The organism is Pseudomonas nabeulensis, assembly GCF_004682045.1.
GTDB lineage: Bacteria > Pseudomonadota > Gammaproteobacteria > Pseudomonadales > Pseudomonadaceae > Aquipseudomonas > Aquipseudomonas nabeulensis.
In genome coordinates this window covers 20,231-30,399 of record NZ_QUZT01000033.1, presented here as the reverse complement: position 1 = coordinate 30,399, position 10,169 = coordinate 20,231, and the positions used below count along the sequence as shown (strand labels likewise).

Here is a 10,169-nt window from a genome sequence, read left to right as displayed (position 1 = left end):
CGAAAAAACCGGCACAAAGGGCCGGTTTTTTCACCCCAACGGCCAGCGAACTTAATCGCTGCGTACGAGGCTGAGCAGTGGGCTGATATTGGCAGGGTCAGTATTGATGTCAACTGTTTGGCTATTACTCAGCGTTTTCCGGCGACTCCAGCACCTTCACCACATCATCAATTACCGCCTTGCTCATCTCCTGCAAATAATGCGATGCCCAGGCATAACGATCTGTATCGCGCGCCATGGCTGCGTCCTCGGCGAGCAACTCCGCAACGTGGAGCAGATTGGAGACGTGATGCAGGGCTTCGGGCAGGGAAACACCGCTGTTGACGCGGAACAGAGGTTGGTCGGAGTGAAAGGAGAAGGGGGTAACGCCGAGGGTGGTGAGTACAGACGGATTTCTAGCGGTCATCGGTAAAACTCCCATATCGAGTGAGAGCTACCACATTCGTTCTCAGGCGAATGGGTGGCAGCTGTGCGCAGGCTGAGAAACCGGAGATACAGGAACCCGGCAGACCCGAAGGTCTCCCACGCACAGCCGCCATTGCACGAATTATCAGACGAAAAAAAACGCCTGCAAATCGGGTTTTGGGGGCGCTTGGTGCGCCTGCATCTTGCCGGGTTCTCAGGCCCGATCGCTGAATTGGCAGCGACGGGGGGAGAGTAGCGTGGTGGAGGAGGGGGAGCAATCGGGAATGTTGATGTGATGGGTTTTTCCGAAGCGTTGGGACGGTTGAGTAGGCGGCTTATTAAATTATGATTTTTATGGCTGGGTCATAATTATTGCCAGTTCATAATTTGGAATAAAGCTGGGCTCGACTGTGAGAGGTCGTGGCGGCGACCTGTTAGTCCAAGTGAGTGACCATATCCACGCATTGCAGCGGGTGCTGGATCATGCTTCGTTGGCGTTGATGATGAAGTACACGCATTTCAGCCCCGGGTATTTGGCTGGGGTGTCGTTCAAGCTACCAGGAAACGTCGATACGTCAGTCGGTAGGTGCTGACGCTGATCACTTTTGCGACTCGGCAAATTTGCCTGAGGTTGACGGCGAAGCGTTGTCGGAGCTGGTAACTGCATCGTAAATGTCGAGATCGAGTGTGAGGCAAGCAGGCCTCGACATTTTAAATGTGGACACTTTTTGGACGTTTCGGCCAAAACGAGGCTCAAAATTTCTCGCGCTTTCCAAACCCCAGAAACTACAAAGCCCCGCATTACGGAACTTTGAGATATGGTGCGGCACCAAGAGTCGAAAAAGTTCTTAACTATCTGATCCGTCATGCTTTTATTTATATGTGATGATCCGTCTATCTCTAAAACTATCCCGGCACCCGGGCTCGCTAAGCATTGATCGAGAGGGGAAAGCCAGAGTCGACCGATTGCCATCAGTGCTTGGCTGCCTCTCATGCTTTCCTGAGTCTGGGGGCTCGTTCTCCAACTACGGTAAGCGACAACCAACGACTAAAGGATACCGTTGCTAGACGGCCGCTATCGGCCAACAGTGATCGTTCATGACGGCCGCTTCCGACCCATTGCAGCCTTCGCCGAGAGATTCGAATGACCAAAGTCGGCCAGTTGATCTAGAGCTGTGGGTAGGGATTGTGAGTGGCTCGCCAGGAGGTTAGTCTTGCAAACCCAGCACAAGGTGCGTTCAAACGTGCCTCGGTGTCTCTAAGTGAGTTGGCTGATAAAATATATGCGTTCTCCCATCTGTCTTCTTAAGTGTCAAATTACCGGTGCCCCATTCAAAGTCGCGCCGGAGAAAGCTGATCTATGCGCACAGCAACGTGACGATCACAAAATTGACCTTATTATGGTGGACGAGCCCCAATTTGGTTTTAGAGTTCGGAAAGAATCAAATAGCCAAACACCAGAGATTGTTCTGCCCATTGCATCGCTAGAATACCTATGGGCTTTTTCACACCACTGCTGGGTACTAACGCAAGAATACGCAGAATCTCAAAGAGCTGGCGCGGAGCAGTTTGACTGCGTTGGTAACCAGCGACTCAGGGAGTCAGCAGACATTCTCGAATGGGCAAAAGCCAATTTAACTGGAACTGGCACAGAGCCATGGCCCGAGTCAGGCCCTCGTCCGAGAGAGGATTCACACAGCTGCGATGATTCGGCTGTCGCAACAGAACTCTTCCTTTGTGCAGTCGCATGGATTTTACATCATGAAATTGCGCACGTTGTATTGCAGCACCCTTTGATAGATACCGCTTTTTCGGAGCAAGAGGAGCGCGAGGCAGACAAACATGCGACCAAATGGCTACTGGACGGCCTGCCCCAATGCGACCCTAAACTGAAGAAGCGCGCACTTGGCCTCGCCGTCGCTGTTCTATGTCTACAGAGCTTAGAGGTTGGCATTGTTTCGTGTTTACGAAATACGCACCCAGCAGCACATGACCGAATATTCAATAACATCGCGATCTACCAAGTAGGAAATGATGAAGTAATAGACGCAATCTGCACGGTTGTTCTTCAGTACCTTTTTCATGAAGCTGGGGTCAAAGCAAATATCGACGGCGCGACTTTCTCAGAAATTCTTGGAGATCTGCTCTATGATATATCGCGTACAAAAAGCGACAATTAACCGATCATTCAAGTCGGCACCGGTTCCAGGTTCTGTGCATTCGGTCTTCAGCACTTCACTCTTGGCCGACATCGAGAATAGTTGAGAGGCAGATTTTGGCTTAAAGCTGTCGCTCCCGACCGGTTGAATCCACAGCCATTAGCGGACGCTCACAAGCGACAGCTGACGGCCAATAGCGGACGCTCGAGGGTGCGAAATTGCAAACCGAACTTCAGTTCTTCGCCTTAAATAAAAATTTTAGTTGCTCCAGTTTGATAGTTGGGCAGGGTTGGCGATTTTTTTATGGATCTTCCGTGGAATGTGCGGAGCCTCCTCTGCCAATGCATCAAGACGAGAACGGACGTTGTGTATTAGCTCCCAAGTTATTGGCGTCGCTAATCCGATCTGTTCAAACTCTCTTCCAATGGAGTTATATTTAGACCCCGCAGTCCTGTGTTTTTCTGCTTTTTCCTGATAAGCCATTGAGGCGGAAAATGTTGCTAGGACTGCTGCTAAAATACTAAAAAAACCAAGCATTATCTGCAACCATAATGCGGGTTGGTTCTGCAGCGTCGCGAACACAGTGGTACCGGTTATAGCAGACAGCACTGCTGCCGAGCCAGATAATCGCGTGTGCATTTTAGTGTAGTATTCAGCAGATTTGTAATGCCCAACGGCTACTGTACTACACCGTGTATACCATTTTCTCAGCAGCTGTTCGGTGTCAACTGGTAGCTCAAGATCCACTGACATATAACCCCCTACAAAGTAACCTATAAATGGCAAAGCCGGCCTAATCGTATTACACTACTAAAATTAAGATCTGAAGCTTCTCGCATCATTCTAACTTGTAGTACTCAAGTGGCTGCCATCGCTTAACTAGCGTAAAATATTACCGATTCCTAGTTATAGGGAAGCGGGTTAATGAGTATTCCACTCAGAGTATAGGGTCATAGGAAAAATTTCCGTTTTCGATAGCCATTCCTTCCCCTCTCCTCCACCTATCCAATCGATCTGCATACTGCGCACTACCGGGCTTCAATATTGACCCCATCAGATATAAATCAAGATCTACAATTTTTACAGACCTAGAGCTGGGGCAGATCTCTGCCTGTTGATAAAGAAAATCAAAAACATAGGTTTTTCCGCCCAGAATATTTTTGTATTTATCTAGCATTTTATGACTAATAATATTTCGTATTGCTTCTTTGTCCTGTGATGACATTCGCGCACCGAATATTATTCCAGTAACCTGACTGAAATCATAATAAAACAAACGTTGCAAACTGTTATAGGCCGAGCAGCCGGAAATCCACTTGGTGGGCTGACGCAACATTAATCTGCATTCTTGCTCGTACTGCCAGCACTTATTTTTGGTAAGTAATTGCTCTCTAACTTTTTTATGATACTCCAGCCTTGATGATTCTGAGTCGAAGCTATAGCCCGTGTAGATTACTGGTAGCAATGAAAATGCATCTATCGGATGAAGCTGATCTTTGTAATTGATATCTTCGATTTCGAAAGCAGCACTAACAGATGAGAGGTGGTTTGTTGCAACAGCTAGTGAGTCTTTTTTTCTAATTGGACACTGATTTAGGCAGCCATTTATCGGTCTATAAGTCAGACAAAATCCCGTATGACTCGCGGCATAGTGAGACCACATCAACATGTCTGAATTTGTTCTAGATAATGAGATGGAGTATCCCGAGCCAGGGGCATAAAGGTTTAGCAGTGCCAATAGGTGTTCCAGCGAATTTTCAAGCTTGGAGAGCTCCATGAGTGAGAAGTGCCTATTACTGAAAACTCGCTCTATTATTTTTTCTTTATGAGCGTGAAAGTCGATTATTAACTGCTCATAAGAAACTGGACCTATCTTTGTTAAATAAGCCGCAGCAATTTTTGCTTCATGATCATTCTCCCATAGACTTGTTAGTATTCGTGTCCAGTCGCCTGAAAATTCAAATTTTGACTGCATATCGATAGGGTCGTTAAGCTCTTCCTTTGAGGCGAAATACCATTCATCGTAAAGTAAGCCTTTTTGTGAAAGCAAGTTTGACGATCGATACCGATAGACATACATTTTTACTCTCCTATGCTGCCTTTGAATTCTGTATTAGGCCTGAGCTCCATCTGCCATAGTGGAAGCTTGTCGCCTTTGTATCCCTTGGGGATCTCAACCGAAAAAATCTCGGGATCTGCCGCTGTATCTAATGCAATTACTCGCTGCTCGTAAACCGTATGTTGTTTGTAAGCAGTGCTAACCATGGAGCTTAGATGGCCAATGATTCCAAATCCTTGTTGACGCGCATCGTCCACTTCCTCTTGATGTTCAGGCTGATAGTCAAGCTTCACTCCCGCCAACCGTTCGCTATCAAATAGTGCCTCACCTTCAGATTCCGACCACTTTCCAAATTGAATGAGATAGAAGGCAATGTTTTTCTCAGTTCCGTCTGTAATCTCATTCTCGTCGCAATAAAATTTTATATCCGAAATAATAAAATTTGCCTGACCATCGTCTGTGATAAATGCTTCCTTTTCGGGATCGGCAACAAAAACAACTGAAAGAGGCGGCTTCGTGCCAATCATCCTGTCTCCAATGATCGACATCTCATTTTTGGCTATAGCTTCAATAAAGCTGATGCTGCATTTCGCCTTATGCTCTGTAAAAGAGCTCTTGGAAAGTAGCACCCACTGATTGAACTGGGAAAAGAATACCGCAAACTTAAGCGCCGCACCGTTTAGCTGCGCATAATTCTCAAGCTTTTGGATGTAGTCACTTTTAACAGGGAAGGGAGATTTATAATTCTTGAAATGACAGTTTTTGACTTCTACAAAAATTCTCTCCCCACTTTTTAGGACAATTAAATAGTCTGGAGGCTGAAGATCGTCATCATCAGTAAATATCGATCCACTGTCCTCTTGCTTTATAAGCTTGCTCCCACCGAGAGCTCCGGCAACATGAGCAAACATTGCCTCTACTCTTTTACCATGTAGCAGCTTTGCATCTTCGAACGACTTTTTTAGTGAGCTTTTTACGAGCCCCATGAATTCTCTAGCATCCTCATCTTCAGAGACTTTAAATCCATGTTCTCTACCAAGGGCAGTGAAAAGGTCTATCACTTCAAATTTACCAGGGTTTCTCTTAATTCTCTTCATCGCTAAAACTCTATTTAGATGAGTAGACTCTTTGAGCATAACGCTGAATTTATCATCGTAAGAATATCTCTTAAAGACAAGTTCGACGTAGCCTGCCTATGACTCCAAGTCAGAACCCTTACACTTGGCGAATGGCGGGCGGCCAAAGCCCTAGAGTTCCCGTAGTCGCATAATTGCATCTGTGATTGTTTGCGCGTTCGTATCCAAGGTTTCCATCGCCGCAACTGCGTTTTCTGCAACAGCGTCTACGCCATTATCTGAAAGCCATTTCGTGACCTCCTCAATTGCTGCGGCCAAGGCATGTTGGTTGTGCAGCAGCAATATCAGAGCATCTGCCGTGGCGACGTTGGATTCAGAACTGTTTGGCATGGGATCGTCCTTGAGCGAGGTTCCTTGACAGCGTAGTCCAGGGCAGTCGGTTCATCACCAACGCAGCGTTTGCCGCACAGCATTTCTCGCACCAGAACAGTGCGCCAGTCCCATATGGCCTTTTTTTCAGACGCCAAAAACCACAAAGCACCGACTTTCTCTAGTAAAATCAGGGGTTTGTGTTTTCTGAATTTGGCGGTGAAGGAGAGATTCGAACTCCACCAAATTTTTGCCATCATCAATGCTTTTCGGCACTCACGTTAGCGTCCGCTTCTGGCCGATTGCAGTCGGTCGTGATTACCGGGATCAGATCCCCTTCAGAGCTTAAAAAGCCATGACGTTCCTAGACGTCGAGCTAGCAGTCGGGCCGTCAGCACGTAGTAATACCGCGTTGCCTGACTGTGTTCGCTCAAGCGATTCTCAAGAAACCACACCACATGCTTCTTTTGCCAAGTCCAAGGGTTTTCCCGCTGCCAGCGGCCTGCGATTGCAGCCTGAATGATTTTTGCCTGGCGCACATGACGTTGTCGCGTTGCGTGCGAACCGATCAGCACACCAGCCAGGAACAGTTCCATATCGAATGACTTGCTCACGTCCGTCCTCCGATGTAAGCAGCAACCACATCGATCCGACGGTGCCCCAGCTCATAGCTGACTTGCTTCCGCGCCTCACGGTCGAGGTGCGGATTCAGCTGGCAGCATTCACCACCGTTAATAGGTGCGTGATGTTGGGTGATTTGTTCGTAGCGCTCACATGCATACGCCGCTCGTAGCTCATGGAAGCCTTTGAGGTTATATGCATGAATGGTGTCGCGTGCGGGACGGACGATTTCCTGAAGAATGCTCAAGTAGCTTTCGTTCGAAGCAATGAGGTTCCTGTTACCAGCAGGCGACACCTGCTTCGCGAACTCAAGGGCGCCACGAATATGGTCGTCTACTGCAATCCAGCGATGTGCTGATGCACCGGCGCGGCCGCCTTTGGTGCCGTCCTGAATGTTGATCTTGGCTAAGCTTTCAGCCTCGCGGCTCAACCGTGGCAGGTCAGCCAAGATGGCCTCACGCAAACGCATACCGGTGGCTCGTGCCAGCTGCACGATCGCCGCGGCCCTTAGATGTTGACGGCTGCAAAGCGCTTCGACTATTCGCTGTATGTGTTCGAGATCTTGGCCCTGCGGCACCGATTGACGAACCCCGGTTCGTTGCATACCCAACGCCGTGCTCGGACTTGGCACTTTCACATACTGATCACCGCGAAGTGCTGCCATTGTTCTATTAACGCTAGATAGCCGGTTTTGCGCAGTGCAGATAGCTAGGTGGCCGTGCTCAACCAGGCCGCGAAGGTATGCGGCATAGTTCGACAACACCTCGCGGTCAATCTGCTGCGCATCGTTGACCCCGGGGCCCGCTTCGGACCGGCACCACTTCACGAATGCCCGCCACCGGTCACTGTGCGCCTTGACCGTGCCGTAGTGGCCGCTGCCAAACATGTCTTTCAGCGCCCGCGGCCCCGCGTAGCTCAATTGTCTGCCGTAGCCGAAATTACGACCATCGCGTCTACCCACTAATGCCATGTCGCTTACCTCCTACCCGTTTCTCCAGTTCTCGCCCCACGTCATCCCGCCAAGAATGTTGAGTGTTATCAGGGATCAAGGCCCCTGCGGCCTGTGGGGATGTCCTTAACGCTGGACTGGCGGCTCCTTACGACCGGGAGCATGGGCATCTCATGATCTGGCCTCCTGAGCACCGTTACCGGTGGGCGGGTGGAGGCTGCGTTGGCGGACGAAACCATCGCCGCGAGATCCTGAGGCGGGTGAAGGCAGCTATGCGGTGACCGGGGCATGCCTCGCTGTCAGCCAGGTGCAGTCCAATCCATGGCCTGCGGCACCATCATCTACATCGCTGTTGCTGGTGACTTCGGTGTTTGTCACGCCGATTGTCACGAGGAGGATTGCGGCAAAGCCACGTTCTATATGGGCTGCAGCAGTGGTTTGCGTGCCCGTCTCTTTCCTGGAGAAAGAGACGGGCGAAGGGTTGGCGCACACGAAATGGCCAAGCGGATAAATTGCTGCTGGGCAGAAGGGTAGGGTGGTTGCCGCAGTGGCAACGATACTGAGTAGGCATCCATCACATGGGTAGTGACCGTACGAGCTACCGGACGCGAATCGTACTTGGGATGAACCGTCTCACGAGGGGCGTGACCTTTCAGGTTTCTGGCCACATTTTGCTGCCTCGGCAGCGCTTGCAATTTCTGGTTTACACCTGTGGACAAAAGTCGTCAAGCGGCCTGAATTCAGATAATTAGCGCCTGTGGATAAAACTATCCCCCGGTGGACAATGTTGGTTTTCCACAGACGCTAAGCTGTGCCAGCTGTTTTTCTCTACGGTTCGGTCCTTTTAAACGGGGCGGCTTTGCAGCCCGGTTTAAAAGGACCCGCGCGGAGGAGCTTCATGCGGCGCGGCGTGTAACTTCACAGCGGGTTTGTAGCGGTGGGGAGGCGGGCTACTCGGCCCACCTGGCACTGCGAATGCGCGTAACGTTCTCACCCGCCTGCTTGGCAAATTCATGTGGCGTTACATGGTCCTCGCGGTTTGCCTCCAGAAACCGGCTCCACCAAGTCATGATCATCCGGCGCTCCTCAAGGAATTCGGCCTTGTGGATATACGCGGCGCGCACATTGTTGCGTTCCTTGTGGCTCATCTGCCGCTCGATTGCCGTTTCCGACCACAACCCGGACTCGATCAGTGCGCTACACGCCATGGCGCGAAAGCCGTGGCCGCAGATGTCCACTTTGGTGTCGTAGCCCATTGTCCTAAGCGCAGCATTCACCGTGTTCTCGGACATCGGTTTCCATGGCTTGGCGTCGCCGGCAAACACTAGGTCGAATTTGCCGGTGATCGTGTGGATCTGTTCCAGCAAAGCCACTGCTGGTGGCGATAAGGGTACAAGATGGATGTCACCAGCCATCTTTGTACCCCGTGTGGAAAAGGGCACGCCGTCCAGCGCCGGGCGAGTGTCGGGGATTTCCCAGATGCCGCGCTTGAGGTCGAACTCGTTCCACCGTGCGAAGCGCAGTTCGCTGGAGCGCACGAATACGTGCAGCGACAGCATCACCGTCAGGCGGGTAAGGGCACGACCTTTATATGCTTCGATACAAGCTTGTAGCTCCGGTAGTCGCGATAAGGGTAGTGCGGGACGGTGGGTCACTCGTGGCGCCTTGATTGCGCCATCGAGGTCGTGAGCTGGGTTCACCTTGATCAGCCGAAGGCGTTTGGCCTCGCGCATTATGCTTTGCAGGTAGTTCTTGATCCTGAGCGCGACGTCGATGGTGCCACGCTTCGTCACCGCCTCCAGCGGCTGCATGAGGTCGTGGGTATCGAGCTCGACGATTGCCTTGGCGCCGATGATTGGGAATACGTGGGTCTTCAACCGGCTGAGCACAGTTTTGGCGTGGCCCGGCGCCCACTTGGGCACCATGCCGGCATACCAATCGAGCGCGACACTTTCTAAGGTACGCCCATTGATCACGGCTTGAGTCTTGGCTTGTTGCTTGGACTGGATGGGATCAATGCCGTTGGCGAGTTGCTGTTTGAGTTCAAGCCGCTTGCGGCGCGCGTCGGCCAATCCCACTACCGGGTAACTGCCGAGGGCAGTGAGACCTTCGCGGCCATCGGGCTTCACGTACCTGAGCCGCCAGCCTTTGCGCCCGTTGGGCTGTACGAGCAGGTAGAGGCCGTCGCCATCGAAGAGCTTGTACTCGCGCTCCCGAGGTTTGGCTGTACGGCAGGCGGTGTCAGTGAGCGGAGCTGTGGTCCTGGCCATAAGGGTACTTTCCAATATCGAATTGGTAGGTACCCTTAAATCTATCCTTATTCTCGCTGGCTGCACCGGAATCCGACGGAACGCCAAAACGAAAAAACCCGCCAGAAGGCGGGTTTTTCAAGGGTTCCAGAGATTTTGAAAGCCTTCTCTGGAACCTCAAATGGTGCCGGCACCAGGAGTCGAACCCGGGACCTACTGATTACAAGTCAGTTGCTCTACCAACTGAGCTATACCGGCGTGTTAGGGCGACGATTATAGCGA

General features: G+C 50.9%; 9 protein-coding genes and 1 tRNA gene. 1 reads left to right on the top strand and 9 read right to left on the bottom strand.

The window, feature by feature from the left end; genetic code table 11:
- Window positions 1-124 precede the first annotated feature (124 nt).
- Complete coding sequence (locus tag DYL61_RS17855) at window positions 125-406, bottom strand: DUF3077 domain-containing protein (RefSeq protein WP_135309421.1); 282 nt, start codon at window positions 404-406, stop codon at window positions 125-127.
- A 1,282-nt stretch (window positions 407-1,688) separates the two neighbouring features.
- Between DYL61_RS17855 and DYL61_RS17845 the strand changes: the two genes are divergently transcribed.
- Window positions 1,689-2,585 (top strand): phage exclusion protein Lit family protein, encoded by an 897-nt coding sequence (locus tag DYL61_RS17845; RefSeq protein WP_135309419.1) that lies wholly within the window; start codon window positions 1,689-1,691, stop codon window positions 2,583-2,585.
- Between the two features lie 237 nt (window positions 2,586-2,822).
- On the opposite strand, the gene DYL61_RS17840 is transcribed toward DYL61_RS17845, so the two are convergent.
- The 8 genes from DYL61_RS17840 to DYL61_RS17800 all read right to left on the bottom strand — a co-directional run bounded on the left by DYL61_RS17840 (window position 2,823) and on the right by DYL61_RS17800 (window position 10,145).
- Window positions 2,823-3,317, bottom strand: a complete 495-nt coding sequence (locus tag DYL61_RS17840; RefSeq protein ID WP_135309418.1) for an SLATT domain-containing protein — start codon at window positions 3,315-3,317, stop codon at window positions 2,823-2,825.
- 184 nt (window positions 3,318-3,501) lie between these two features.
- Window positions 3,502-4,644, bottom strand: coding sequence for a DUF2971 domain-containing protein (locus tag DYL61_RS17835; protein ID WP_135309417.1), 1,143 nt, complete (start codon window positions 4,642-4,644; stop codon window positions 3,502-3,504).
- A gap of 2 nt (window positions 4,645-4,646) precedes the next feature.
- Window positions 4,647-5,720 (bottom strand): hypothetical protein, encoded by a 1,074-nt coding sequence (locus tag DYL61_RS17830; protein WP_135309416.1) that lies wholly within the window; start codon window positions 5,718-5,720, stop codon window positions 4,647-4,649.
- A gap of 150 nt (window positions 5,721-5,870) precedes the next feature.
- Window positions 5,871-6,089: a hypothetical protein gene (locus DYL61_RS17825; protein ID WP_135309415.1), complete on the bottom strand. Its 219-nt coding sequence runs from the start codon at window positions 6,087-6,089 to the stop codon at window positions 5,871-5,873.
- A 317-nt stretch (window positions 6,090-6,406) separates the two neighbouring features.
- Window positions 6,407-6,682, bottom strand: a complete 276-nt coding sequence (locus tag DYL61_RS17820) for a hypothetical protein (protein WP_135309414.1) — start codon at window positions 6,680-6,682, stop codon at window positions 6,407-6,409.
- Complete coding sequence (locus DYL61_RS17815; protein ID WP_135309413.1) at window positions 6,679-7,659, bottom strand: integrase domain-containing protein; 981 nt, start codon at window positions 7,657-7,659, stop codon at window positions 6,679-6,681. The genes DYL61_RS17820 and DYL61_RS17815 overlap by 4 nt, the downstream gene beginning before the upstream one ends.
- 929 nt (window positions 7,660-8,588) lie before the next feature.
- Complete coding sequence (locus tag DYL61_RS17805; protein ID WP_135309412.1) at window positions 8,589-9,908, bottom strand: tyrosine-type recombinase/integrase; 1,320 nt, start codon at window positions 9,906-9,908, stop codon at window positions 8,589-8,591.
- Between the two features lie 161 nt (window positions 9,909-10,069).
- A tRNA-Thr gene (locus DYL61_RS17800) sits at window positions 10,070-10,145 on the bottom strand.
- Window positions 10,146-10,169 lie beyond the last annotated feature (24 nt).

Coding starts and splice junctions, on each gene's coding strand:
- DYL61_RS17845 (WP_135309419.1), top strand. CDS start 1,689: ATGCGTTCTCCCATCTGTCTTCTTAAGTGTCAAATTACCGGTGCCCCA.
- DYL61_RS17815 (WP_135309413.1), bottom strand. CDS start 7,659: ATGGCATTAGTGGGTAGACGCGATGGTCGTAATTTCGGCTACGGCAGA.
- DYL61_RS17805 (WP_135309412.1), bottom strand. CDS start 9,908: ATGGCCAGGACCACAGCTCCGCTCACTGACACCGCCTGCCGTACAGCC.
- DYL61_RS17830 (WP_135309416.1), bottom strand. CDS start 5,720: ATGAAGAGAATTAAGAGAAACCCTGGTAAATTTGAAGTGATAGACCTT.
- DYL61_RS17855 (WP_135309421.1), bottom strand. CDS start 406: ATGACCGCTAGAAATCCGTCTGTACTCACCACCCTCGGCGTTACCCCC.
- DYL61_RS17825 (WP_135309415.1), bottom strand. CDS start 6,089: ATGCCAAACAGTTCTGAATCCAACGTCGCCACGGCAGATGCTCTGATA.
- DYL61_RS17840 (WP_135309418.1), bottom strand. CDS start 3,317: ATGTCAGTGGATCTTGAGCTACCAGTTGACACCGAACAGCTGCTGAGA.
- DYL61_RS17835 (WP_135309417.1), bottom strand. CDS start 4,644: ATGTATGTCTATCGGTATCGATCGTCAAACTTGCTTTCACAAAAAGGC.